This window comes from Chryseolinea soli (assembly GCF_003589925.1).
Taxonomy (GTDB): Bacteria; Bacteroidota; Bacteroidia; order Cytophagales; family Cyclobacteriaceae; genus Chryseolinea; species Chryseolinea soli.
The window spans coordinates 503,073-530,071 of record NZ_CP032382.1 but is presented as its reverse complement, the minus strand read 5'-3'; the positions used below and the strand labels follow the sequence as shown (position 1 = coordinate 530,071).

Genomic DNA, 26,999 nt, shown 5'->3' with positions numbered 1-26,999 from the left:
GCTAAAAGTCTGTCAGCAGATCTACAAACTTCTCATCCAATTTAATGAGCATGGTAGGGGCGAAGTAGTCCATTTTCATGCCGGACAGGCGCGGGATCACGCTCTGGATCTTTTTGGCTTTTTCTTTCTTGGCTTCGCTGGTGGCGATCTTCAGGATCTTCAGGAAGAGCTGGATGTTCTCGCAGTTGTCTTTTCCCGACAAGCGGATCTGGCGTTGGATGCTGTTGGAAAGTTGGTTGAACAATTCGAAGTCGCGCAGGAGCGTGTATTGCAGGGCCAGCAATGATTTGATTTCCAACTGGGCGTAGGGATACTTCTTCAGGCTCACATCGTTCAGCAGGCCGTTGATGAGCTTGGCCGCCTCTTCAAACTTCCCGCTGTAGTAGCAGGAGATGGCGCGGTAGATGACGTAGACGATGTGCTTGGGCACGTCCATCATGTCGACTTCATAGTCCAAGAAGATGCTTTCATTTTCGGCATACAATTCGACTTCGGTCCCGTTGCGCAGGTGGCGTTCGATCTTGGAGATGAGGAACTGCGTGGGGAAGGTGAAGGTGGAATAGTTCACCAGCAAATTCGCGCAAGCGTCGTTCACTTCCTCGAAATATTTTTCGGCCTGGCGGTACACTTTGTAGTGATTATAATATTCGAGTTTCAGGAACTCGAACACCAGGTTCATGTGATAGTAGATGGAGTCGAGGTGATAGCTTTCGAAGATCTTCTGCACCTTGTCGAAGATGTCTTCGATGGACTCGCCATCCTGTTGCATGTTATCGTCCACTTCCACGAAGAGGCGGTGGAAGATGTACATACAGCTTTGGTATACGTAGAGGCGGTGTGACTCGTAGAGCTTGGCCACATTCAGCATCTCCTTCATGAGGAGGCCCAGGCCGAGTTTTTCCACTTCGCCGCCGTTGAGGAGGTAGTCGCCGTATTTTTTGAAATAGTCGGCCAGCAGGTCTTCGGCCTTGTCCACGGCCAGCATGTAGGCCACGTGGCGGTTATAGAGCTGGGAGTATTGGAAATAATCCGGGGAGTTGATATTGAGCTTCTTGAGCGATTTGTAGATGATGGTCAGCTCGTTGGCCAGGTCGTAGTCCAGCAGCTCCTTCTCGAGCTTCTTGAGGGTGGCCACGGAAATTGCTTTCTTTTTGGTAAAAAGTACCTCATTAATGTTGGCCACTTTACGCAGTACATCGGTGCGGGGGCTCTCCAATTGACCCATCAGGTACTCCTCGATCTTGAGGTTGAGGCGCGACCGGAGGGTGTAGTAAGCGTTGGCGTTGACGTCCAGTTCGGTCATGATTTTGTTGTCCGAAAGCTGGCGTTCCCGCAAGGAACGGAGCAGATAAGCGGATTTCTCGGCGTTGCTCTCGATCAGCGAGTCGTAGATAGCCTTGAAATCTTTTTCCGAAAGTTGCTTTATAATGTTCTTAAGCTTTGCCATGTGTACGCTGTTAACAATCTGAAAATTTACAAAATTTATTACATCATCCAACAGGCTTAGCCATAGTTAAGGCTAAATCTTATTGTGAAGTTTGTAGTTTTACAGCCACCCAAAGGTAATGCGGTCGATCTACAAATTTTTACCATGCATCACAGCGCTTCTCATCACCGCCGGGGTTGTGGCACAGGGCGTGGACCAGGCGAAGAGCAATATCCGAAAGCAAAAGTGGGATAAAGCTTACGGGCAGCTTCGAAAGGCGATGACCAAGGACAGTCTCAACACCGCTGCCGCCTATGTGATGGCACAGTACTTTTTCACCCCCTCCAATCCCGCACACCAACTCGACTCGGCCTACGAGTATGTTCAGCACTCACTCGTTGATTTTCAGAAGACTACCGTCAAGCAGCGGGAACGATTGAAACGTTTTCCCCTGGACAGCCTGGTCCTGATCCGCCTGCGGCAGCAGATCGACAGCGCCGCCTTTGTGCGGGCCAGGACCCTTCACACCGAGCGGGCCTATGTGGAATTCATTGCTCATTTCACCACGGCCCAACAACGCGACCAAGCCGCGGGCCTTCGCGATGAAGTGGCCTATCAGGATGCGCTTTTACTGAATACACATCAGGCGTTTGCCGCCTATCTCGACCGGTATCCCGAGTCGTCCAGGGCCCGCGAGGCCCGCGCCCGGTATGACCGTTTGTTCTTCGAAAGCGCCACGCAAGACCAACGCCTGGCCAGCTACGAAACCTTTCTCAAAGAGCACCCCGACACGCCCCACCGGAGGGAGGCCGAACAAAATATTTTTCAGTTAAGCACCGCCGCCGGATCGGTCGAAAGCTATGAAAACTTTCTCCGGAATTACCCCGAGAGCACCTTTGCCGGAAGGGCCCGGAACATACTTTTTCACCTGCTCCCCGAAGAACAACGCCAGGGAAAATTCAAGAGCGATTCCCTTCGCGCTGTGATCGACCTGGAACATAATTACCTGGTGCCGTTTTTGCACGCCGGTCAGTTCGGGTTCATGGACAAGGATGGCCGCGAGATCATTTCCGCCGCCATGGATGAATTGGCCAACGACTACCGCTGTGGCAACGTGACCGACGACGTGCTGGTGCTTCCTCACAACGTGGTGGCCCTGAACGGCGCGATCATTGCCAACGAAACAGTGGTTTCAGTCGAAGACATCGGTGTGGGCTTCTTGTTGATGGAACAGGAAGGCTGCTCCCGGGTGATCCACAAAACCGGGTTTACCGTGGGCGACGGCTGCCTTGACGACGCGAAAATTCTCAATGGAAAGTTACTGGCCCTACAGCAGGATAATCAGTGGTCAACATGGACGTTGACAGGGCGGAGACTGATGCCCTATGCGTGGGACGAGATCCATGCCCTGAAAGACGTGATCGTCCTGAAGAAGCAAGCCACTTTTACGCTGGTGACCATCGACCATATCGCTACATGCGCTGAGCAACAACAGCCGGTTGCCGGAAACGAATACCAGGAGGTGAAGCCCTGGCCCGGCGACAAGATCGCCGTCACCACCACGGAGGGGCCGGGGGTCGTTGATCAGTCGCTCCATAATTATATACGACCTGCCAGACAGGTATTGACACCGGCCTACTTTGGTGCCACCCTTGCAAACGAGGCCGGTACCCGTACCGTTAACGCTTCCGGCGAGGTCTCAGCCCCGTTTCGCCGGGTGATCATGCAGGATCCCTGGACGGCGGTACACGACGGGACGGCGTGGCAGTTGTTTGCCCCTGCAACAATGACCCACCAAAGTCCGGCATTTGATTCGATCGCCTTCGCCGGACCCTTTGCCCTGGGCATGAAGAAGGACAGTCTTCGCATTTATTTTTCACCTCGCCGTTACATCACGTTGCCTCAGCCTTTGCGTACCGAGTTTGTTCCCGGCCAGGACTCCTCCAGTTTTTTAATGGTGGAGCAGGGCGATAAAAAAACCATTTATAACCGGTTGGGCCAAAAGCTTTTCACCACGCCCCTGGAAAAGATCCAATATGCGGGCGAAGGTTTTTTTGTGGTGCACAAGCGCGATAAAAAAGGACTGCTGAGCATCGATGGCAAGCCCGTCTTGCCCGTGGAGTACGACGCCATTGGCTCGGTGAGCCGGGGCGTGGTATCGCTGTTAAAGGCCATGAAATTTGGACTGTTCGATTGCAAGCGCAAGAAGCTGATCGCCCCAGGGTACAGCAAAAACCTGGTGCCGTACAATGACAAGGTGGTGGTGGCCTATAAAAATGGAGCGTACGGATTTGTGGCTTGGGATGGTAAACCGCTCGATCCCCTCGAGTTCACGGAAGTGCGCTATTGGAACGACACGGCGGCTTTTGTAAAAAAGGGCGGACTATGGATGGTCTATGAGATCGGCAGTAAGCAAGTCCTTTTGGATAAGGTCAGTGCGTATAAATTGATACAGGACAACCCCGGCGAAAAGCTTGCCATCGTGCAGCGGGACCGCCGCTACGGGGTGATCAACAGCCGGAAGGGGACGGTGATCCCGATGACGTTCAGTGATATCATCAATGTGGGATCGCCCGGGGAGCCCCTCTATTTCACGGAAAAGCATGTCGAGGAGGCGTCTATTTTTGTGGTGATCTATTACACCGCCGACGGCAAAATGCTCCGGAAAGAGGTGTATGAGCAAGACGACTACGACCGGATCTATTGCTCAGATAATTAACATACCGTTCAGCAAGAATTCATTTTCTATTCACCCTAATCCGTAACTTGCGGCTCAAACACTGGACTATGCAAGTGCGTCACATCTCTGGAATATTGCTTATCTTTTTTGCTGCCCTGTTATCGACCGCGGTAAGCGCGCAATCGGCAGCACCCGACCGCCCTAAACTGGTAGTGGGTATCGTGGTGGACCAGATGCGGCAAGAGTATCTTTACCGCTACTATTCCAAGTTTGGCGCCGGCGGGTTCAAGCGCCTCATGAACGACGGCTTCATGCTGCGCAACGCGCACTACAACTATGCGCCAACGGTTACGGGCCCCGGACACGCTTCCGTTTATACCGGCTCTACGCCTGCGATACACGGCATCATCGGAAATGATTTTTATGACAAGCAGGCCAGGCAGATTGTGAACTGTGTGATGGATCCCCGTCAAAAACCGGTCGGCAACGACGCCGGTAATGGTGATGTTTCGCCATGGCGGCTGCTGTCTTCCACGGTGACCGACGAGTTGAAGTTGTTTACACAAAAGCGATCCAAAGTGATCGGCATATCTTTCAAAGATCGCGGTGCCGCTTTGCCTGCGGGACACATGGCCGATGCAGCCTATTGGTATGACGCGCTCTCCGGAAAATTTATTTCCAGCACCTACTACATGTCCAAGCTTCCGGATTGGCTGGTCAAATTCAACGCACAAAATCTGCCCAATCAATACCTGAACGAGGAATGGAAAACACTTCTTCCGATTGAACAGTATACCGAGAGTGGTCCGGACAACAGCCCGTATGAACGCAAGATCAACGGCAAAGATCGACCGGTGTTTCCCTATGCGCTCAGTCAGCTACGCGGCAAGAACAACAACTTCGAATTGCTGCCGGCCACGCCATTTGCCAACGACTATCTCACCGAGATGGCCAAAGCTACGCTCACTAATGAACAGATGGGCAAGCACGACGACCCTGATTTCCTCTGTATTTCTTTCTCCACTCCCGATGTAGTAGGGCACATGATGGGCCCCAACGCTGTTGAGCTTGAAGACATTTACCTTCGTCTCGATCGCGACCTGGAAGACCTGTTGAAGCATCTCGATCAACAAGCCGGTGCAGGAAACTACACCGTGTTTCTCACGGCCGATCACGCGGTGGCCGATGTGCCGCAGTATATGAAAGACAGCAAAATGCCGGCGGGTTATTTTAACGAAGAGTTTGTGAAAGCAAAACTCACCGAATTTTTGGCGACTTACTATCCCGGCCGTGATTTCATCGAGAACATTAGCAACCAACAAATTTTTCTCAACCAGCAGGCCTTTCAACGCGATCCGAAAACGTCGGGTATCGATATGTTGATTGTTACGGAGTTGATCGGAAAATATTTGATGACCGTGGATGGCGTGGCCAACTACTATACGGAATCCATACTGCGCCAGGCCAGCTATGATGAAGGCGGTCTCCGGGGATTGTACGTCCGCGGTTTTCATCCCAAGCGCTCTGGCGATATTCTGATTTCATTAGAACCCGCGTGGCTGGAGTCCGGTGCGGTGGTGGGTACAACGCACGGGTCGCCTTATAAATATGATACGCATGTGCCGATTTTGTTTTATGGCTATGGCATTAAAAAAGGATCCTCCATGCGCTATCATCCGATAACCGATATTGCGCCGACCATTTCAGCCTTGTTAAAAATAAAATTTCCCAGTGGTGCCACAGGACAGCCGGTAGTGGAAATCTTCGAATAGGCCCCCCGGAACCGGGTGTATTGGATTAGGATGGATGCTGAATGCATGCATTCGCCGTTTAACCTTGAAAACGCCATTCTAAAAAAATCTTGTTCGCGACAATCCGGCGTTCGATTCTACATCGTATATTTAATTTTACGGAGCCCATCCATGAAGTGCTGAAGGAGTCCTGACCATCGCACTTCGTCTAAAATTAAGTCAGGTAAGGATACATTGATTTTGTAATGTATTCCGAAATAATAGCTGAATGTCGTTAGGCATCGGTGAATGGTTATAACCATCTGGAAGTACATGAAAGTATATTTCGAAAGGAGAATACTGGTCGGTTTTATCGTTGCGTTTGCCATCCTGGCCCTGTTGGGAGTGTATACCTATCGTTATGACAGAGAATCACGGGTTACCACACTGCTGGTTGCCCACACTAATGAAGTGTTGTACCACATTGAACAACTTAACTCCACCGCGTTGCGGCTCGAAAAAGAGCTGCATGAATTCGCCCTTACCGGCGACACCGCATTTAATTCTATTTATAAAAAGGAATTGCTAACGGCTGCGCACCACGCCGGCATGTTGGCAAAACTCATCGACGACAACCCGGCACAGCTTTCGGGCCTGGACAGCGTGCGGCTGCTGGGTCGCGAAAAAGTGGGACTCATCAAGAAAGTGATCGCCGCGGGAACGGTCTCGGTCGCGGAACGGCGCACGCTCATCCCCTCCGAAGAGAACACCCGCATCAGTAATCTCCTCGCGGGCGTGATCGCCCGGATGAAGGACCGTGAAAAAATATTACGTCAACAGCACGTGGAAGCCAGCCGGGAAGACGAATCCAAAGCGATGACGACGTTCACGTTGCTGCAGTTCGCGTCCGGCATTCTCCTGATCCTGGGATTCTTTGCCATCAACTTTTCGTTCCGCAAGCGGATGTTGGCTGAGCAGTCATTGCAGGAAGCCTCCGCCGAAGTCCGCGATCTGTATAACAACGCACCGTGCGGATATCATTCGTTGGATCACAAAGGCATGATCACGGAAATGAACAACACAGGTTTGCAATGGCTGGGGTATACGCGCGAGGAGATCGTGAACGTGAAGCCTTTTACCGAATTGCTCACGCCCCAAAGCCAGGTTGTTTTTCAACAGGAATTTCCGCGATTCAAAGTGCTGGGATATGTCAACAACGTGGAATTTGATATGATCCGGAAAAACGGTGAAATATTCCCCGTGATCGTAAACGCCGCGGCTATGAAAAACGAGAAAGGTCAGTTCATCCGAAGCCGCTCCACGGTGTTCGATATTACCGAAAGGAAAAAAGCAGAGGAAAAAGTAAAACTTCTCAACAACGAGATGGAGGCCTTCACGTATTCGGTGTCTCACGATCTGCGGGCGCCGTTGCGTTCCATCGACGGCTACGCCCGCATCCTGAAAGAAGATTTCGGGCCGGGCATGGACAAAGAGGCCAACCGTCTGATGGATGTGGTCATGCGCAATGCCCGGCGCATGGGGAAGCTCATCGACGATATGTTGGATTTTTCCCGCGTCGGCCGCAAGGATTTGTCGCGCAACCGCATCGATGTGGACATCATGGTCGACAGTATCCGGCGGGAGTTGGTGGACCAGGAGAAAGGTCGCGACATCCGTTTTGACATCCAGCCCCTGGCCAGCGTGGAGGCCGATAACAACCTGATGCGACAGGTATGGACAAACCTGATCTCGAACGCTTTAAAATATACCAGCAAAAATCTGCTGACCGAGATCACCATCGACAGTCGCCACGAAAACGGCAAAGTCGTCTACTCCATCCGTGACAATGGCGTCGGTTTTGATATGAAGTATGCCAACAAGCTCTTTGGGGTGTTTCAACGCCTTCACAAGATCGAGGAATTTGACGGCACCGGGGTAGGGCTGGCGTTGGTGCATCGCATCATTTCCCGTCACGGTGGCAAGATCTGGGCCGAGTCGGAGGTGAATAAAGGGGCAACTTTTTCATTTTATATACCTGCAGAAACAAATAATGTACGTCATGACAAACAAATCAGCGGTTGAGATCCTTTTAGTAGAAGATAATCCGGATGACGCGGAGCTGACCATACGGGTGTTGAAAAAACACAACCTGGCCAACAACCTCGTCCACCTTCACGATGGCGAAGAGGCCCTGAAGTTCCTGTTCGAAAATGACATGAACATCCCTAAGATCATCTTGCTGGACCTCAAGATGCCGAAAGTGGATGGCATCGAAGTGTTGCGGAAGATCAAAATGGACGAGGCGCGGAAGATCATCCCGGTGATCGTGCTCACCTCCTCCAAGGAGGACCGCGACATTATTGAATCGTATAAATTGGGTGTGAATGCCTACGTGGTGAAGCCCGTGGAGTTTGACAAATTTATGGAAGCCGTGGCGCAACTCGGATTGTTTTGGCTGTTGCTGAACCAGTCTCCGAAGTGAGATGAAGTGAGCAAAGAAAATGGAGAAGTGACAATCGTAAAACTGATGTGAGTATGGAGACAAAACCGTTGAGAATTCTTGTGCTGGAGGATGTTGAGGATGACGTGGGATTGATCGCCCGGGTGCTGCAAAAGGAAGGCATTTTGTTTGAAACGAATCGCGTAGACACCCGGCAGGAATTTGTCGAGGCCCTGCGATCGTATGAAGCCGATGTGATCCTTTCCGATCACCGCTTGCCACAGTTCAACTCCTTCGACGCGCTCAAGCTTTGCCGGCGCGCCGGAGTGCAAATCCCGTTTATCCTGGTGACCGGATCGGTCTCCGAAGAATTTGCCGTGAGCTGTCTCAAACAAGGGGCCGACGACTACGTGTTGAAATCGAATCTCATCCGCCTGCCCACGGCGATCATCAACGCTTTGAAACAAAAAGCGCTGGAACGGGAACGAAAAAAATCCGACGGTGAGCTGCGCAAACAAAATGAAGAGCTGGTCAAGATCAATAAAGAACTGGACAGCTTTGTCTACAGCGTGTCGCACAACCTGAGGGCTCCTCTCATGTCGGTGCTCGGTTTGTTGAACCTCGCCAAGATGAACGACCAGGACAACGAAAATGTCCTGGAGCGATATTTCACCATGATGGAACACAGCATCCAGAAGCTCGACGAAACCCTGAAAGAGATCCTGGACTATTCGCGCAATGCCCGCAACAACCTCAACATAAAACGCGTCAGCCTCCACGAGATCGTCAACGACAGCATCGAACGCTTGCGTTATATGGAGGGTTCTGACCAGATCATCAAAGAGATCCAGATCAATGAGACGGTGCCGCTGTACTCCGATGGGTACAGGCTTTCCGTTATCTTTAATAACCTCCTCTCCAACGCCATTAAATACCGCGACCTCCAGAAAGATGAGTCCTATGTACGCTTCGCGATCACGGTGGACGAGCGCAAGGCCTCCTTTTATTTCCGTGACAACGGCATCGGTATTTCCGAACATCTTCTTCCCAGGGTATTCGATATGTTCTTCCGGGCCACCGAACGGAGTGAGGGCGCAGGGTTGGGTTTGTATATCGTGAAGGAGACGGTGGAGAAATTAAGAGGAACCATCGTCGTCGAGTCCACGTATGGTCAGGGCACTTCCTTCAAATTTGAAATCCCCAATATTCATTTACCAGCCGAATTGGACTAAACGGATCTTAAACATCGCCGGCGTTATGAGGCAAATCCACGGGGAACTTTCCGGGGGCTTTTGAGCCCTTTGCCGGGCACCTCTTTTCCCGGATTTTTCCATATCTTGAAAACTTATTCGTAATGGAATCGCTGAATGAGTGAGACAAAGTTCAAGCCCGTGCTGGGCTTATGGGACGGCACCATGCTGGTGGCCGGTTCAATGATTGGTTCGGGAATTTTTATCGTAAGCTCCGACATTCTTCGCAATGTGGGAGGATCGGGATGGCTAGTCGCTGTCTGGCTGATCACCGGCTTTATGACCATCACGGCGGCGGTTAGCTACGGCGAACTTAGCGGAATGTTCCCCAAAGCGGGCGGCCAGTACGTTTATCTGAAAGAAGCCTACAATCCCCTCATCGCTTTCCTGTACGGATGGAGTTTCTTTGCCGTCATTCAAACGGGGACCATCGCTGCCGTGGGGGTCGCGTTTTCAAAGTTCATGGCCTACAAAGTTCCGGCCGTCAGCGAAGACATTGTGTTGCTGGACCTGGGCTTCCTTCGCATTTCACCGGCGCAACTGGTTTCTATTTTCATCATCGTGTTGTTGACCTACATTAACAGCCGCGGGGTGAAAGGAGGCAAAGCCATTCAGACCACGTTCACCGTGACCAAATTGCTCAGCCTCTTTGGGCTTATCGTTTTTGGATTTTTCATGATGAATGGCTCCGTGTGGGAAGCCAATTGGAGCGCCGACGCCTGGGATCTGCACAAGCTCAACGCCGATAACACCATTGAAACGTACACCACCATCGCCGCCGTTGGTGCCATTGCCGCTGCCATGGTGGGCTCGATCTTCAGCAGCGATGCCTGGAACAATGTGACGTTTATTGCCGGGGAAATGAAAAATCCACAGCGCAACATCGGGCTCAGCTTGTTTCTTGGAACGCTCATCGTTACCATTATTTATGTGAGTGCCAACGTGATGTATACCGCCGTGTTGCCGTTACATGACATTGCTTTCGCGGAAAAAGACAGGGTTGGGGTGGCCGCCTCGCATGCCATCTTCGGTGCCGAAGGCACGACCATCATCGCGCTCATGATCATGGTGTCGACGTTTGGTTGCAACAATGGGTTGATCCTGGCGGGAGCCCGTGTGTACTACACGATGGCCAAGGACGGGGTCTTCTTCAAACAAGCCGGCGAACTGAATCGCTTTGCCGTTCCTCAGCGCGCGTTGTGGGTGCAATGCATTCTCGCCTCCCTGTGGTGTCTCAGTGGAAAATATGGCGACTTGCTGGATATGGTCTCTTTTGTGGTGGTCTTGTTTTATATGCTTACCATCATCGGTATCTTCATTTTGCGAAAGAAACAACCCGACGCACCGAGACCCTACAAAGCTTTTGGTTATCCCGTGTTGCCCCTCATCTACATCCTGATGGGGACGACCTTCTGCACGCTGCTGATCTACTACAAACCGCTTTACACCTGGCCTGGGCTGATCATTGCTCTGAGCGGCGTGCCCCTCTATTATTTCGCTATGCAGCGGAAAAAGGTATAAGCTTATCTTTTTAACTGACCCGCCACCACGGCCAATCCCTCCTGGAAGGAGTGGGGCTCATAGCCCAATACCGTGCGTGCTTTGTCGATGATGAAGCCCGTGCGCTGCGGACGGCGGGCAGGCTGTGTAAATTGGCTCGCATTGGTCTCTTTGATCAGCGAAGCATCTAATTGAAAAAAGGCTACCGTGTGCAACGCCATCTGATAGGGTGTGAGCCCGTCTTTACCGGACACATGAAAAATGCCCGTAGCTTTTTTAACGGCCGCGAGATAACAGCCTTGCGCCAGATCTTCGGCCAACGTGGGGGTGCGCCATTGATCGTTCACCACCTGCAGGGTCTTGCCCTCTTCCAGATTCTTCTTTACCCAAACGATAATGTTAGAGCGGCTCATGTCGGGCGTGATGCCGTAGACGAGTACGGTGCGGATAATGGTCCACGCCACGTTGCTTTCCTGCACCAATCGTTCGGCTGCCAGTTTACTTTCGCCGTAAAAATTCACGGGATTAGGCTGAGCCGTTTCATCTAATGGGCCATGGCTGCCGTCGAAAATAAAATCGGTAGAGAGGTGGATGAAATGGATGTTGTATTTTTCACAGGCCACCAGCAGGTAGCCCACCGCATCCACATTGGCTTTCCAGCATCCATCCTTATCCTGCTCGCATTGATCAACCTGGGTCATCGCCGCCGTGTGGATGATCACGTCCGGTCGCACCGCCGCCACCATCTTCAAGACGGCTTCGGCGTCGGTTAGATCCGCCAGGAAGAATCGGTCTGCAGGCAATGGAACGATCGCCGCCCGCCGGGCCGTGGCGTATAATTCAATTGACGCGTCGCGTTGGAACAACTCCACCAGTTTGGTGCCCAACAATCCATTCGCCCCGGTAACCAGAATTTTCATGAGGAATCAGAATTTTATATAAACGTCGTGTGGCGACTTTGTTGTACTTATTTTTTCTCGGGGTAATGATACCCATACAATTTCTCGATCTTCTTTACCGGCAACTCTTCTACGGTCACGGTCATCCGGATGTCTTCTGTCGGTCTGTCCGCGGGATCTTTTGTTACGGCAGCGATCTTGTCCAGCACATCCAACCCTTGGATGACTTTGCCAAACACCGTATACCCTCCATCCAAAGTCGGCGTGCCGCCCACCGTGGTGTAGACCTTCAGGCGCTCCGGCGAGATCTCCTTGCTGAGGTTCACATTCAACTCTTTCTCTACACGGGGTTTCAATTGTACCATCAGCTCCTGAAGCAGTTTCATGTCCTGCACCTGGAACGCTGCAGCCAGCGAATCGTAGGCACCCCGGTTGGCGGGGTTTTGAAAGAATTGCCCTAACATGTTATTCATCTTTTCGAAATCGGTCTTCAATTCACCCTCCGTCATTTTCGTGCCCTGCACGACATAGAACTGGCTGCCGCTGGAGGCCTTGGATGGATTCTGTGCGTCTGCGAGCCGTGCTGCCGACAACGCACCCCTTTCGTGGAAGAACTTCGGGTTGAACTCTGCATTGACGGTATAACCCGGTCCACCCAAACCCAAGTGCTGGCCAGGCGTTGCTTTTTTCGAATCCGGATCGCCCCCCTGGATCATGAACCCCTGGATGACGCGGTGAAACAAGGTGCTGTCATAGTAATGCTCTTTCGCCAGCTTGATGAAGTTGGCTTTGTGAAGCGGCGTTTCATCGTATAAGATCGCGACCATATTTCCATAGCGCGTCTTAATGGTGACCACGTAGTCTTTCTTTTGAGCACACCCGGAAACCATGACTAAAAGAATCAGCGTAACAAGAATGGAAATTCGTTTCATAACTGGCGTTAAAAAAAAGTAAATGGAAAATGGCTGTGCCTCGATATCCTTTTAGGCAACAAGATTCTTTATTTCGCTCAGCAGCGTAGCGCCGCCGTTGATGAGCACCTCGTTGGCTACGCGTTCGCCCAGGGCTTTCACGTCCGCGGGTGAAGCGGAGTGCTTTGCTTTGATGATGCGTTGGCCGTCGAGCGAGATGATGCCTCCTTTCAAGGTGATCGCTCCCCCTTCGTGATGGGCATAGCCAAACGCTGGAATGCTACAGCCGCCTTGCAGGGTTTTCAGGAACGATCGCTCGGCGCGAATGCAATCTTCTGTCTCGGGGTGATTGACCCAGCGTTCGATGATATCTTTTTTGTCGAAAGGCAGCTTCTTGTGACACTCCACGGCAATGCTTCCCTGCCCGACGGCGGGAACAAAATAGCTGGTCTCGATCTTCTCCACGATCAGATGATCGAATCCCATGCGGTGAACGCCGGCGTAGGCGAGCAACAACGCATCGTAGTCGCCGGCCTCCAGTTTGGCAAAGCGCGTCTGGAGGTTGCCACGGATGGTCAACGCTTCCTGGTGTGGATAAAAATGTTTGAGGAACGCCACCCGCCGCGTGGCCGAGGTGCCAATCCGCAGTGTGTCTGTGGCCAGGTTGATATTCTTTTTATGACTCACGATCACATCGTTGGCCAGCTCCCGCTCGGTGAAAGCCACCAGCTCCAACTCGTCCGGAATTTCGGAGGCCAGGTCTTTGGCGCTGTGCACCGCAATGTCGATGGAGCCGTCCAGCAGTTTGGCTTCGATCTCTTCCGTGAACACGCCCTTGCTGCCGATCTTGGCGATGGAAACGTTCAGGATCTTGTCACCCCGGGTTTCGATGGGAACAATCTCGGTTTGATAACCCGATGGTTTGATCAGGCTGGCGACATGTTCCGCCTGCCACAAGGCCAATTTGCTTCCGCGGGTACCAATGCGAATGACTTTATTCATAGGTTACGGGTTGATGATCTTTGCCAGTTTTAAAGAAAGGTCCAGGAAAATCATCTTGGCGCTTCCATTGCGCTCGAGGTGATAACTGGCGTCGTTGATCAAGGTAAACGATTTTTCGATTTTCTCCACCGTCATCTGCTTGCTGAAACGGCCAATAAATTCAAGTTCTTCGCCCCTCGACCGGTTCATCGCGGTGGCGCCCGAGATGAAGAGGAGGGCTTCGCGCATCACGAGCATGCTGTAGGCCAATAAATTCTTTTGACTCAGTTTGTCCTTGGCATGAAATTGCTCAGCCGTGGCTACCAACAAGCCGTATCTTTTTTGCCAGCACTGGCCCATCCAATCCCTGAATTGTTTGGTGTTGTCGTCTTCTTCGTTTTCGGTGAGCTTCAGTGCATAGTTCAGATCGCCCTCGGCCAGCGGGGTGATCTTCTTCGCACGGGCAGCCTCCACGTTATGTGCCGTGAGATACGATTCGACCTCCTCATCCTGCAGCAGCGGCACGGTGACGATCTGCGTACGCGAAATGATGGTGGGCAACAATTTATCGGCGGCATTGGTCACCAGGATAAAGAACGTGTGCGGCGCAGGCTCTTCCAATATTTTCAAAATGCCATTGGCTGCCGAGGGGTGCATCAGTTCCGGCTGCCAGATGATCATGACTTTGTTGGCGCTTTCAAAGGGCTTTAACGAAAGCGTTTTGATGATCTCGCGGCTTTCTTCGCGCGAAATGAGCGCCTGCTTGTCTTCGCCGCCATAATAGTTGGTCCAGTCATTGAGATTTCCGTAGGGCTGCTCCAGCAGGAAGGCGCGCCATGATTTCATGATGTCGGCCTTGAAACGTTCTTCGTCTTTGTCGCCCTTCACGTTGCTGAGGGGGAAAACGAAATGCGTATCGGGGTGGATGAATTTGCTGTTCTTGGAGCAGGCCGGACACACACCGCAGGAGTCGTCGCCGCGGTTTTCGCAGTGCAGGTAGGTGGCGTAGGCCAGCGCCATGGGGAGATTCAACGCGCCGGCGCTGCCCACAAAAAGCTGGGCGTGGGCAATGTGATTGCTCTTCACTGCCGCGGTGAGCATCGCCTTTACATCGTGCAGGCCTGGGATGGATGAAAACTGCATATCATTTTTTTTCCCACGTGCGACTGTGCGCCGTGGTGTTGTACACATGAAGAAGAATCTCTCTGTCGAGGTCGCTCAGCACCTGGTCCCGGCGTCCCACCACGCGTGCGGCGGTCTCCAGGGCTTTGTCAAGCTGGTAGGTGGTGAGTCCCGCAGCGCCACCCCAGGAAAAGGATGGAACATAATTGGGGGGAAAGCCCTCGCCAAACACGCTGGCGCTCACATCGACCACCGTGGCCGTGTTGAACATGGTGTTGATGGAGCACTTGCTGTGGTCGCCCATCATCAGCCCGCAAAAATATAATTCTGTCTGCACATAGTCCTGTTCTTTGTGCCGCCACAGTTTGATGAGATCGTAGTTGTTCTTGAGGTTCGAGGTGTTGGAGTCTGCCCCGATGTTGCACCACTCGCCCACCACTGAATTGCCCAGGAAGCCGTCGTGGGCCTTGTTGCTGTAGGCGATGATGACCGAGTTGCTGATCTCGCCACCCACTTTGGAATAAGGGCCTACCGTTACATCGCCCCGCACCTTGGCGCCCATGTTGATCTGGGAACCTTCGCACAGCGCAAAGGCCCCGCGAATGAGCGCGCCTTCATGAAGCTGGCTGTTCTTTCCCAAGTAGATAGGTCCGTTTTCGGCATTGAGGGTTGCGGCACGGATGGAAACACCTTCCTCCACAAAAATATTCTCCGCGCCATACACGATCGTGTGCCGGTCGGCAATACCCGCCGATGTTCTGCCGGCCGTGACCTTTTTAAAGTCGGCGCGGATCTGTGCCCCATTCTCGCGAAAGATCTTCCAGGGCGTGTCGATGATCGTGAGCGGTTCGCGGTATTCGATGGTGTTCTGCTGGTTCATTTCCTGCACCGGATTCCGCGCGGCCAGGAGCAGGGAGCCTTTCACGAGGAAATACCCTTCGGGAAGCGATTTTACGGTGGCTGCCAGGAGCTCGTCCGGGCAAAGGGCACCGTTCACCAGCAGGTTGTCGGCCGTGGAAACGGTGGGATATTTTTTTTGGAGGTACGGTTCGGTCTTGAAAGAGGCGGTGGTCCCCAGGTATTTCTCCCATTTTTCGGCGATTGTGAGGATTCCCACGCGCAGGGCGCCAATGGGGCGTGTGAAAGTGAAGGGGAGGAGTTCTATGCGGATGGAGGGGTCATCGAAGAGGATCAAATTCATGTTCCAAAAATAGTGGCGTATGGCTAATGATAAAGGGTATTGCGGTATTTATGATGGCCCGCCCCAAAAAAAAGGCATAAAAAAAGCCTTTGTTACCAAAGGCTTTTCTCTCCCATTTGAAAAAAGAAGTATTAAGCTTTCTTCTGATACTTGTTCTTGAATTTTTCCACGCGGCCTGCGGTGTCGACAAACAGCTTTTTGCCGGTGAAAAATGGATGAGATGCCGAGCTCACTTCGACCTTGATCACAGGATATTCCTTACCATTTTCCATTTTGATGGTTTCTTTGGTATTGGAAGTCGAGCGGCTTATGAATTTGGTGTCGCTGGAAGTGTCCCAGAAAACAACTTCTCTGTACTCCGGATGAATGCCTTTTTTCATATCAATTATGCGTTTTTTCCTCTAAAAAGGACTGCAAATATACGGGGATAGAACGGATAAGCAAACTTGGAGAAACAAAATTTGGCACAGAAACAAGAGCAGGGTGCCGGAATTGCCAAAATATACCCGACAGGATAGCAGCTTGGCGTCCCCCAAAATATGCCCCGCAAACGCGTTTGCCCCAAATCCCGTATTTTTACCCCCTTAACTTCCCCAACGCATGAAAATAAGGCTACTGGCTCTATTTCTCACCGGTTTACAACTCTCGGCTTTTGCCCAAAGCAGCTATGCCCCTCTCAACGAAGATTACTACCACAGCATCGACCGCTATGAGGTAAAGGCCGGCAAAGTGCTCCCCAACATTTTCACGGCCGTGAAACCCTACAAACGGTCCGACATCGTGGCTTTTATCGATACCCTCCATGCGCAGGGCCAGTTTGTCTCCAAGGCCGATGCGTTTAACTACGAATACCTTCAAAACGACAGCTGGGAGTTCTCACGGGCCGAAAGCAGCAACAGCCGCAAGCCCATTTTGAAGGGACTTTACAAAAAGAAATCGGATCTGTTCTACGTGGACGAGGAGGCCTTCGATCTGCACGTGAACCCGGTGGCATACCTTGGCGCGGGCAGCGATTCGCGTCGCGACGAGCGGTTGTTCATCAACACCCGCGGGGCCGAGATCAGGGGGATGGTGGATAAAAAGGTGGGCTTCTATGCCTATCTCACCGACAACCAAATGGTGCTTCCTTCCTATGTGTGGGATCAGATGTCGCAAAACCCGGTCATCCCCCACGAGGGTTTTTGGAAGGACTACAAAAATGGCAAGGGCGTGGATTTTCTCCAGGCGCGGGGCTACATCACCTTCGAAGCTACCAAGCACATCAACATACAATTTGGCCACGACCGCATTTTTATCGGGAACGGCTATCGCTCGCTCATTTTTTCGGATTTCTCGCCACCCACTTGGTTCCTCAAAGGCACAGTGAAGGTGTGGAAACTGAATTATATGTTCTTGCTAAACCAAATGACCGCCGATGTGAACGGATCGCTGGGCGGACTCACGGCCGCGACCGGGGGCTATCCCAATAAATTCAATGCCATGCACCACCTAAGCCTGAACATTGGCAAGAAGCTGAACATCGGCGTTTTTGAGTCGGTCATGTTTAGCGTCGACGATTCGGTGGGCACGGATAATTTCCGCCTCGACTACCTCAACCCGATCATCTTCTACCGCGCCATCGAGCAGCAGAATGGCAGCAGCGACAACGTGTTGTTGGGATTCGATTTCAAGTGGAATGCGGTGCGGAAGCTGTCGTTCTATGGCCAGTTTGTGCTGGATGAGTTTGTGCTGGACCACATCAAGTCCGGCGATGGCTGGTGGGCCAACAAGTTTGCCATCCAGGGTGGCGCAAAATATATTGACGCGTTTGGCGTCCCTAATCTTGACCTGCAAGGGGAAGTGAACATTGTGCGGCCCTATACTTATTCGCACAACACCACCTATGGCAACTACACCAGCTACCGGCAGCCCATTGCACACCCCCTGGGGGCTAACTTTAACGAGGTGGTAGGCATCTTGCGCTACCAGCCGCTGCGCCGGCTGAACCTGGTGGGCAAACTCATCGTGGCAAAGATCGGCCGCGACACTACGGGCGTGAACTGGGGAAGCAACTTGCTGAAGAACAACTCTACACGCCAGCAGGAATATGGCAACAAGATCGGGCAGGGCATCGCCAACGATCTCGTTTACGGCACGTTCACGGCGACGTGGATGCTGCGGCACAACATATTTATCGATGCGTCGGTGGTGGTGCGCAGGAGCAAATCGGACGTTGCTTTTTATAATAACAATACGAACGTAACTTCCTTAGCTTTGCGATGGAACATACCGAAACGACTTTACGAGTTTTAACCAGTTAAATGAAAATTTATTTCCGCATACTTCATTATGCGCCGCACCTCGTGCGACGACTGATTGAATTTTTTCTTTACTCCATACCCGGAAGCATCTTGAACCTGGTGAGTGTGGCGCTGATGGCGCCCCTGTTGAATGCGCTCTTTGGCAAGGCAGAGAGTGCTAAAGTGACGGCCATGCCGGCGTTTTCGCTCACCATCGACTATGCTACGGATGTGTTCAATTATTATTTTTTGAGCATTGTTCATGAGCAGGGCCCCACACGGGCGCTTTTGTTTGTTTGTGTTGCCATCGTGACGACCCGGTTTCTCGGGAACCTTTTTGTTTATATGGAGCGCATGGCGGCATCGCGCATCAAAGTGGATGTAGTACGAAACATGCGGATGCACATTTTCAGAAACGCCACGCTGTTGCACATCGGCTACTTTAACGATCAGCGCAAAGGCGATCTGATATCACGCTTTACAAACGATGTGGCAGAGGTAGAGAACTCCGTGGTGAACAGTCTCAAATTCGTTTTGAAAGAACCCATCACCATTGTCCTTTCGTTTGTTGCTCTTTTTGCCATATCGCCACAGTTGACATTCTTTTCATTGTTGCTGCTCCCCGTCATGGGTGGATTGCTGGCAGAGATCGTAAAGCGCTTGAAGCGCAAAGCTGTCCAAAGCCAGGAGTCTTTAGGCAGGATCGTCAATATTTTGGATGAAACGCTGGGTGGCATGCGCGTGGTGCAGGCTTTTAATGCGCGCAATTTTATCTTAAAAAAGATCGACGCCGAAACGGCGCACCATCGCAAGGTGAATCTCTCCATCTCGCGGAAGAACGAATTGGCCTCACCCGTGTCGGAGATCCTGGGCGTGATGATCGTTGCGGCCATTCTTTACTTTGGTGGTTCCCTGGTGTTGTCGGGCGAGTATGATCTGGACGCCGGCAGCTTTTTGGTCTTCATAGGTATTTTTGCCAACATCATTCAGCCTGCAAAGAATTTCTCCAACGGTATAACATCGCTGCAAAAGGGCACGGTATCGGCCCAAAGAATTTTTGCGCTGATCGATGAAGAACCTGCAGTGAAGAACAAACCCGGTGCTCAAATGCTTTCGTCCTTTGAGCGCGACATCGTGTTTCGCGACGTAACGTTTGCCTATGACCGCGAGCCTGTATTAAAAAATATAAACCTCACCATCGCCAAAGGAAAGACCATTGCATTGGTCGGTTCTTCGGGGGGAGGAAAGTCGACGCTGGCCGATCTCGTCCCGCGTTTTTACGACCCCACCGGTGGCGACATACAATTGGATGGCGTTTCCTTGCGGGACTACGATCTTGAATCGCTCCGGAAACAGATTGGCGTGGTCACTCAGGAATCTATTCTTTTCAACGACACCATCTTCAACAACATTGCGTTTGGCATGGACGACGCGCGAGAAGAAGATGTGATCAACGCGGCCAAGGTGGCCAACGCGCATGAATTTATTACACAGACCGAACACGGCTACCGCACCGTGATCGGCGAACGCGGCTCCAAACTTTCCGGCGGACAGCGGCAGCGCCTGAGCATTGCCCGCGCCGTGCTTAAGAATCCCCCGATCCTCATCCTGGACGAAGCCACCTCCGCGCTCGACTCGGAGTCGGAACGCCTGGTGCAGGATGCGCTCACCAACTTGATGAAGAACCGGACTTCCATCGTCATCGCCCACCGCCTCAGCACCATTCAGCATGCCGACGAGATCGTGGTGATACAGCAAGGACAGATCCTGGAGCGGGGCCCTCACGACGTGCTCATCCAGGGTAACGGACTTTACAAAAAGCTCATCGAGATACAGAAAGTGAACTAGCGCTCACCTCCCGGATTGAACCGCTGAGATATTGCGTTTTATGGAATTACCATGCATGGATTGTCCATTTCAGATTTTTTCATTTACCTTTAATTAACGAACCCGTTGTAGCCGGCTCGTTTTAACCAGACCCCGCATGAATAAGAAGAGGATTATTTTTTATTTGGTTTTTGGCGCGTTTCATATCGGCGCTTTCATTTTCACCCTCCTTATTCAGGATTTTAGCTTTCTGACCAAGATATTCAGTTATATTGGTTTGTTTAAGTACATTACTTTTTTTGGCATCGTGCTCATTGTAGCCGACGTTATTTGGTCATGGATCGTTAGCCGGGATGGTAAAAAAGAAAAAGACGCGCTCACCCACGAGCTGAACATGTTGAAGGCAAAGCTTTTTGATCTCCAGGAAACCGCCAAAGATTCGAACGCGGCAAAGACCACGCCCAAGAACTAGACAAGAGTTCAGAAGTCATTAACCCGTTACCTGTATGGTCGCTAAAACATTTGGCGGTGCCGTACACGGTGTGGATGCCCGCACGATCATGATCGAAGTGAACGTGGGTCAGGGTACAAAATTTTTCATGAGCGGCTTGCCCGACAACGCCGTGAAAGAAAGCCAGCACCGTGTTGAATCGGCGTTGAAGCATGCACGCTTCTTCATGCCCCGCAACAAAACCGTTGTCAACCTCGCCCCGGCCGACCTGCGCAAGGAAGGCGCCGCCTATGACCTGTCCATCGCCCTCTGCGTGATGAAGGCTTCAGGCCAATTGACCACCGACAAACTGGACCAGTACGTGATCATGGGAGAGCTCGCCCTGGACGGAACGTTGCGTCCCATCCGCGGTGTGCTCCCCATCGCCATCCAGGCCCGCAAGGAAGGGTTCAAAGGTTTCATCCTGCCCACCGACAACGCCGGCGAGGCGGCCATCGTGAACAACCTCGAAGTGTATCCCGTCGCCAACCTGCGCGAGGCCGTGGATTTCCTGGAAGAAAAAATACAAATCCCCTCCGTCCACATCGACGCCCGCGAAGCGTTCGCCGCACAGTTGGATCGATACGATACCGACTTCCGCGATGTGCAAGGCCAGGAGAATATCAAACGCGCATTGGAAATTGCCGCGGCCGGTGGTCACAACGTGATCATGATCGGTCCGCCCGGCGCGGGAAAAACGATGTTGGCAAAACGCTTGCCCACGATCCTGCCACCGCTCACGCTACAGGAAGCTTTGGAGACCACCAAGATCCATTCCGTAGCCGGGAGGTTGACGCGGCAAGCTTCGCTGCTGACCACGCGCCCGTTTCGTGCGCCCCACCACACCATTTCCGACATCGCGCTCGTTGGCGGAGGTGGCATTCCCCAGCCGGGCGAAATATCGCTGGCCAACAACGGCGTCTTGTTCCTGGATGAATTGCCCGAGTTCAAACGCTCGGTGCTGGAGGTGATGCGTCAACCGATGGAAGAGCGTCGCGTCACCATATCGCGGGCGAAAGTTTCGATGGAGTATCCCGCCAACTTTATGCTCATCGCCAGCATGAATCCTTGTCCCTGTGGTTATTTCAATCACCCCGAAAAAGAATGCGTGTGTGGCCCGGGCGTTGTGCAGCGCTATCTCAGCAAGATCAGCGGCCCGCTGCTGGACCGCATCGACCTGCACGTGGAAGTGGTGCCCGTGAGCTTTGACGAAATGACGGCCAACCGCCGCTCCGAAACCAGCGAAGCCATCCGCGAACGCGTGGTGAAAGCCCGCGAGCGCCAGGCCCACCGTTTCACCGACCACCCGTCGATCTACTGCAACGCCATGATGCCCTCCAACATGGTGAAACGAATCTGCGCCATCGACGACGCCGGCAAAACCTTGCTCAAATCGGCCATGGAACGCATCGGCCTCTCGGCCCGCGCCTACGACCGCATCCTCAAAGTGTCGCGCACCATCGCCGACCTCGCCGCTTCCGACACCATAAAAACAGAACACCTCGCCGAGGCTATTCAATACAGGAGCCTTGACCGCGAAGGGTGGACAGGGTGAATACCCTGGCGTTTCCTTTGCGCCTTAGCGCCTTAGCGGTTAGATTTGACCCGTGCGTAAAACCATTCTCCTATATGCCCTGCTCCTTGCGTTCCTGATCTTCCTGCTTAAAGTGCTGGAATACAAATTCTTCGTCCGCGACCTTTCTCTGGAATTTTACCTCGGGGTCGTCTCCCTGCTTTTCACAGGCCTCGGCATTTGGGTTGGATTAAAGCTCACCAGAAAAAAGAATCCCATTCCACCACCGGCGGGTGGAAATTTCGTCCCGAATGAATCCGCCCTGCAACAATTCGGCATCAGTCCCCGCGAGTATGAAGTGCTGGAGGGCATGGCGCAAGGCTTCTCCAACCAGGAAATTGCCGATAAACTTTTCCTGTCGATCAACACGGTAAAGACCCACACCTCCAATCTTTTTCTCAAGCTCGAAGCCCGCCGCCGTACCCAGGCGATCCAAAAAGCAAAAGCGCTCGGGCTGATCCCCTAGCGGCGGAAAGGAAATCTCCACCAGCCGACAATTCTTCGTACTTCTTTCGGGTGATTTTCCTATTTTCCATCAGAATCATACTTTCGGGTGAAGGCATTTTGCCGTTCCGGACCGTCATTTCGAAAAAAATCAAACACTATGCAAAGAATCATCCTCATCTACGGTCTCATCGCCGGCGCCATTGTTTCGGGCATGCTGGTGATCTCTCAGCCCCTGCTGAGCCAGGGAATTATCACCTACGACAACAGCATGATTGTCGGGTACACGTCCATGGTCATCGCTTTGTCATTGGTGTTCTTTGGCATCAAGACCTTTCGCGACCAGGAGGGCAAGGGAAAAATATCGTTTGGAGTGGCCTTCAAAATTGGAATTCTCATCACGCTGATCGCTTCGCTGATGTATGCCGTGAGTTGGGAGATCTATTATAATACCGCGGGCGGCGATTTTATGGAGCAGTACACCAGCTACCAAATAAAGAAACAGCGAGAGGGCGGTGCCACGGAGGAAATGATCAAGGCCACCCAAAAAGAAATGGCCGATTTTACCGAGCTATACAAGAATCCCGTGATCCGGTTTGGCATGACCCTCCTGGAGATCTTCCCGGTGGGCCTCCTCATCACGCTGATCTGTGCCGCGCTGCTGCGCAGGAAAGAAATTCTTCCCCAAAACGCCTGACGCCATGCCACAGCCCTACGGACAATGGTCGATCGAGAAAGCGGAACTTGGAGGTGCTGATATTACGGCATCGTTACACGACTACATCCTGGAGATCCACGACGGCAACGGGTTTGTTGTCTATGTTCAGCAAAAACGCGTGGATGCCGGCAATCTTTTGTTTGCGAACGGGAATGGCGATGCACTGGACATCACCAGCACAGAAGGACCGGGCAAGGGCAATACGCTAAAGGCCATCTATCAACAACCCGATGCCGTCACGTTGATCATCTGCTACAATCTTGACCTGGCCGGAGCGCGTCCGGCAGCCTTTCATTCCCCGCAAGGGACCAAATTATTTTTTGTCACCTATAAAAAAAGATCGAAATGAAACGAGTCACCGGTATTGGCGGCGTGTTCTTCAAGTCCGAAGATCCGAAGCAACTGAAAGAATGGTATCAAAAGCACCTGGAGGTAGGCGAAATATTCCAATGGATCGACCCAAACCAACCCGATGCCAAAGAACCAGCCCAAACCGTCTGGAGTCCCTTTAAAAAAGACACCACCTATTTTGCCCCCAGCGAAAAGCCGTTCATGTTCAACTACCGCGTACACGACCTGGACGCCCTGCTGGCGGTGCTTCGCGAGGAAGGCGTAACCATTGTGGGCGAGGTACAGGAGTTTCCCTATGGGAAATTCGGGTGGATACTCGATCCCGAAGGAAACAAGATCGAACTCTGGGAACCCAAAGATTAGAGAGACATTCGCAACTTTCAGCGTGGGGCTGATGAAGAAAAACTTCAGCCCCGGTGTTGCAACTTGTTTACCATTCATAACCGCCAGCGAAAATTTGCGACGCATAAATGTTTTTGTAACACTTGCTAAAATAAACGGGCGTATAGGTTACCGTTGTTTTCACCTCAATGAGGTCAAACGGCACGAATATGTTTTTGATGGAGGAAAGAGAAAGCCGAACCGGTGCACCCGGGTATCGACCCCGGTGTTCAAGAGAATGAGCCAACACACGTTAGCATATCACGGTCTGGCACCATTCGTGTAAAAGGACTTAATAAACATGATGTTTGAACTCATTTTTATACCGGAAATGCTGAACAGACGGTTCTTCATTTCCGATCCTTGGGGTTCAGCCAGCTTTTTAACTCATAGGTTTAGGTTAAGGTTTCGGTTGAACCCTTTTTTATGCCCTTTCGGGTCGTTCGCAAAATTGATTGATTTTTTTACTCCTGAGAAATACCAAACGCGACGGTGAATGTCGTGCCTTCGCCCACCTTGCTTTCCGCATGAATGGTTCCACCCAACGCTTCGATCTGGGTTTTGATGAGAAACAACCCAACGCCCCGCGCGTCTTTGTGATCGTGAAAGGTCTTGTGAAGACCAAATAGCTTATCGCCGAATTTATCCATTTCAATACCCAGTCCGTTATCGCGCACGATCAGCTCCACGGAATGATCGCGCATGCGGGTGAGCACATGAATTTCCGGCGCCCGGTCAGGCGAACGGTATTTGACGGCGTTGCTGAGCAAATTTTGAAAAATACTTTCCAGGTAGGTGCGCGAGTAGTGAATGACCGGGGCGGCGTTAAAGTCAAAGGTGATGGAGGCGCCGGTCTGAATGAGTTCTCCTTGCAGGGACTGCACCACTTTGTCGAAGATCTCGTGAAAACGGATATCCACCCGTTCGATGTCGGTTTCTTTTTTGGCCTTCAACGTCTCCATCAGCTCGTTCATGGTTTCCCCCAGGTTGTGCGCTACGTTCTTGAGCTTTTCGAAGATCTGCTGATACTCGGTGATGGAGCTGGAAGGACTCAACAGTCCGATGAGCGCTTTGATGTTGCCGATGGGCGAGCGCAGGTTGTGAGAGATGATGTGGGCAAATTCGTCGAGTTGCCGGTTCTGCTCTTGTAATTTCACGGCAAACGACTCCATGCTTTGCTTGGAGCGGAGCAATTCGTCTTCTGATTTTTTGCGTTCGGTGATGTCCACCGCGCTGGCATAGATCAACTGGTTCTTCACATCGCTGGCCGACGTCCACAACAGCCAGCGGTAGGTTCCGTCTTTGTGGCGGTAGCGGTTTTCGAAGGTCGGAATATGACGCCCCACTTGCAGGTGTCCCACCGCATTTTTGGTCGGGACAATATCGTCGGGGTGAACAAATTCAATGAAGCGATGATTCATCAATTCCTCTTCGGTCCAGCCCAACAGTTGGGTCCAGTAGGGGTTCAGTTTCAGAAAATAACCATCGAAACTGGCAATAGCGATCAGGTTGAGGGCATTGGCGAAAATGCGGTGGTTTTCTTCGGCGATCTTTTCAAGCGCTTCTTCGGCGATCTTTTGGAACGTGATGTCGCTGATGAACCCCTCAATCATAGCAGGTTCGCCGGGTTGCAGGATCACGCTTCCGATCTCTTCCACCCAGCGCCACTCGGCATTGCGATCTTGCAGGCGATAGCGGAGGTGAAACTTTTCGTGTGTTTGCACGGCCTTTTCCACCACGGCGAAAATGCGCTCGCGGTCTTCGGGATGATAGAGGTCGGTCATGCTCACTTTACCCGAAATAAAATCGGCGGGATCGTAGCCCACGATCTCTTTCACCTGGTGGTTGATGTAAAGCATCTCGTGGCGTGCATCTTTTTTGCAGAGGTAGACGGCGCCGGGGATATTTTCCGTGAGGGCCCTGAATTTTTGTTCACTTTGTGCGAGCAACAACTCCGCTTTTTTCTTGGCGGTGATATCGCGCACGAGGATGAGCACTTTATTCTCGTTGATATAAGAGATCTTGCAAGAGCTCCAACGTTTTTGATGGGGCACGGGATATTCCAGCGATTCGGAATTTTGCGTGCGCAACACTTTTTCGATGGCGTCCTGGTATTGCTTGAGCAGGTCGCCGCTTAGCACGTCCGTTATTTTTTTGCCCACGTATTGTTCGCGCGGGCTGGCGAACAGCATATAATCTTTCCGTGTCCAGATGTTGGTGTACTCGCCATCGCGGCCGATCTCGAAAGCAACGTCGTCGATGGAGTTGAGGAGGGCCTGCAGATGGGCTTCGGAGTCGCGGAGTTTCTTTTCGGCCAGTTTGCTTTCGGTGATGTCGGTGGCGATGCTGGCAAAACCGGTGAGGGTGCCTTTATCGTCCCACAGACCCGTGAACGAAACGAGCACGGGGAAACGGGTGCCGTCTTTGCGGATATAGGTCCACTCTTTGCGATCGGCAATTTTTTTCAGCCGCGTTTTAGTGGCCAGTACTTCAAAGTTCGGTTCGATCTCCTGGTGGAGTTCGTTCGATAATTCGTCGGCGCGTTCAATAAGCTGGATGTTGTCGTGCAGCAACACGGGCGTTGCCTTGCCGATCATCTCGTCGGCCGAGTAGCCTGAAAGCGTTTCCGCGGCTTTGTTAAAGCTGGTGATGAGGCCTTCGGGGGTGGTGGAAATGACGGCCAGTTCGGTAGTGCTGATAATAGACTCCTGGAGCCGATAAGCATCGGCTAGCGCGTTTAGGAAGGTATCGTCTGACGCAGGTTTCTTTTTCAATGGAATTTTTTCCATTTGCACT

General features: G+C 52.1%; 22 protein-coding genes. 14 read left to right on the top strand and 8 right to left on the bottom strand.

Annotation, left to right across the window (positions count from 1 at the left end; translation table 11 throughout):
- Position 1: 1 nt before the first annotated feature.
- Positions 2-1,447 (bottom strand): hypothetical protein, encoded by a 1,446-nt coding sequence (locus D4L85_RS01975; protein ID WP_119752743.1) that lies wholly within the window; start codon positions 1,445-1,447, stop codon positions 2-4.
- 118 nt (positions 1,448-1,565) lie between these two features.
- Between D4L85_RS01975 and D4L85_RS01970 the strand changes: the two genes are divergently transcribed.
- The 6 genes from D4L85_RS01970 (at position 1,566) to D4L85_RS01945 (ending at position 11,047) form a co-directional block, all read left to right on the top strand.
- Positions 1,566-4,145 carry a WG repeat-containing protein gene (locus tag D4L85_RS01970; protein WP_119752742.1) on the top strand — a complete coding sequence of 860 codons (2,580 nt, stop codon included), beginning with the start codon at positions 1,566-1,568 and terminating at the stop codon, positions 4,143-4,145.
- 68 nt (positions 4,146-4,213) lie between these two features.
- The gene (gene pafA, locus D4L85_RS01965) at positions 4,214-5,878 is read left to right on the top strand and encodes an alkaline phosphatase PafA (RefSeq protein ID WP_119752741.1); all 1,665 of its coding nucleotides are present in this window, start codon (positions 4,214-4,216) and stop codon (positions 5,876-5,878) included.
- A 291-nt stretch (positions 5,879-6,169) separates the two neighbouring features.
- Positions 6,170-7,918 (top strand): sensor histidine kinase, encoded by a 1,749-nt coding sequence (locus D4L85_RS01960; RefSeq protein WP_160143487.1) that lies wholly within the window; start codon positions 6,170-6,172, stop codon positions 7,916-7,918.
- Positions 7,896-8,318 (top strand): response regulator, encoded by a 423-nt coding sequence (locus D4L85_RS01955; RefSeq protein ID WP_221408738.1) that lies wholly within the window; start codon positions 7,896-7,898, stop codon positions 8,316-8,318. The genes D4L85_RS01960 and D4L85_RS01955 overlap by 23 nt, the downstream gene beginning before the upstream one ends.
- 53 nt (positions 8,319-8,371) lie before the next feature.
- Complete coding sequence (locus D4L85_RS01950; RefSeq protein ID WP_119752739.1) at positions 8,372-9,508, top strand: sensor histidine kinase; 1,137 nt, start codon at positions 8,372-8,374, stop codon at positions 9,506-9,508.
- A 135-nt stretch (positions 9,509-9,643) separates the two neighbouring features.
- On the top strand, positions 9,644-11,047 hold the full coding sequence (locus D4L85_RS01945; RefSeq protein ID WP_119752738.1) for an APC family permease: 1,404 nt from the start codon (positions 9,644-9,646) through the stop codon (positions 11,045-11,047).
- Between the two features lie 2 nt (positions 11,048-11,049).
- On the opposite strand, the gene D4L85_RS01940 is transcribed toward D4L85_RS01945, so the two are convergent.
- The 6 genes from D4L85_RS01940 to D4L85_RS01915 all read right to left on the bottom strand — a co-directional run bounded on the left by D4L85_RS01940 (position 11,050) and on the right by D4L85_RS01915 (position 16,520).
- Positions 11,050-11,946, bottom strand: a complete 897-nt coding sequence (locus tag D4L85_RS01940; protein ID WP_119752737.1) for an SDR family oxidoreductase — start codon at positions 11,944-11,946, stop codon at positions 11,050-11,052.
- A gap of 47 nt (positions 11,947-11,993) precedes the next feature.
- Complete coding sequence (locus D4L85_RS01935; RefSeq protein WP_119752736.1) at positions 11,994-12,857, bottom strand: peptidylprolyl isomerase; 864 nt, start codon at positions 12,855-12,857, stop codon at positions 11,994-11,996.
- 51 nt (positions 12,858-12,908) lie between these two features.
- Positions 12,909-13,838 (bottom strand): hydroxymethylbilane synthase, encoded by a 930-nt coding sequence (hemC, locus tag D4L85_RS01930; RefSeq protein WP_119752735.1) that lies wholly within the window; start codon positions 13,836-13,838, stop codon positions 12,909-12,911.
- 3 nt (positions 13,839-13,841) lie between these two features.
- Positions 13,842-14,960 (bottom strand): DNA polymerase III subunit, encoded by a 1,119-nt coding sequence (locus tag D4L85_RS01925; protein WP_119752734.1) that lies wholly within the window; start codon positions 14,958-14,960, stop codon positions 13,842-13,844.
- A 1-nt stretch (position 14,961) separates the two neighbouring features.
- Complete coding sequence (locus D4L85_RS01920) at positions 14,962-16,140, bottom strand: GlmU family protein (RefSeq protein ID WP_119752733.1); 1,179 nt, start codon at positions 16,138-16,140, stop codon at positions 14,962-14,964.
- Between the two features lie 131 nt (positions 16,141-16,271).
- Positions 16,272-16,520: a type B 50S ribosomal protein L31 gene (locus D4L85_RS01915; RefSeq protein WP_073136631.1), complete on the bottom strand. Its 249-nt coding sequence runs from the start codon at positions 16,518-16,520 to the stop codon at positions 16,272-16,274.
- Between the two features lie 220 nt (positions 16,521-16,740).
- On the opposite strand from D4L85_RS01915, the gene D4L85_RS01910 reads away from it, so the two are divergent.
- From D4L85_RS01910 to D4L85_RS01875, 8 genes are all read left to right on the top strand, one after another.
- Entirely contained in the window at positions 16,741-18,432 is a 1,692-nt protein-coding gene (locus tag D4L85_RS01910; RefSeq protein ID WP_228450744.1) for a hypothetical protein, read from the top strand.
- A gap of 8 nt (positions 18,433-18,440) precedes the next feature.
- Positions 18,441-20,267: an ABC transporter ATP-binding protein gene (locus D4L85_RS01905; protein ID WP_119752732.1), complete on the top strand. Its 1,827-nt coding sequence runs from the start codon at positions 18,441-18,443 to the stop codon at positions 20,265-20,267.
- Positions 20,268-20,403: 136 nt separating this feature from the next.
- A complete protein-coding gene (locus D4L85_RS01900) occupies positions 20,404-20,718 on the top strand; it encodes a hypothetical protein (protein ID WP_119752731.1) in 315 nt (104 codons plus the stop codon).
- 34 nt (positions 20,719-20,752) lie between these two features.
- Positions 20,753-22,291, top strand: coding sequence for a YifB family Mg chelatase-like AAA ATPase (locus D4L85_RS01895; protein ID WP_119752730.1), 1,539 nt, complete (start codon positions 20,753-20,755; stop codon positions 22,289-22,291).
- 52 nt (positions 22,292-22,343) lie between these two features.
- Positions 22,344-22,775 carry a response regulator transcription factor gene (locus D4L85_RS01890; protein WP_174236142.1) on the top strand — a complete coding sequence of 144 codons (432 nt, stop codon included), beginning with the start codon at positions 22,344-22,346 and terminating at the stop codon, positions 22,773-22,775.
- A 138-nt stretch (positions 22,776-22,913) separates the two neighbouring features.
- Positions 22,914-23,450 carry a DUF4199 domain-containing protein gene (locus D4L85_RS01885; RefSeq protein WP_119752729.1) on the top strand — a complete coding sequence of 179 codons (537 nt, stop codon included), beginning with the start codon at positions 22,914-22,916 and terminating at the stop codon, positions 23,448-23,450.
- Between the two features lie 4 nt (positions 23,451-23,454).
- Complete coding sequence (locus tag D4L85_RS01880) at positions 23,455-23,820, top strand: hypothetical protein (protein WP_119752728.1); 366 nt, start codon at positions 23,455-23,457, stop codon at positions 23,818-23,820.
- Positions 23,817-24,185, top strand: coding sequence for a VOC family protein (locus D4L85_RS01875; protein WP_119752727.1), 369 nt, complete (start codon positions 23,817-23,819; stop codon positions 24,183-24,185). The genes D4L85_RS01880 and D4L85_RS01875 overlap by 4 nt, the downstream gene beginning before the upstream one ends.
- Positions 24,186-24,667: 482 nt before the next feature.
- Here the strand turns inward: D4L85_RS01875 and D4L85_RS01870 are convergent, their stop codons facing one another.
- Positions 24,668-26,992, bottom strand: coding sequence for a PAS domain-containing sensor histidine kinase (locus tag D4L85_RS01870; protein WP_119752726.1), 2,325 nt, complete (start codon positions 26,990-26,992; stop codon positions 24,668-24,670).
- Positions 26,993-26,999 lie beyond the last annotated feature (7 nt).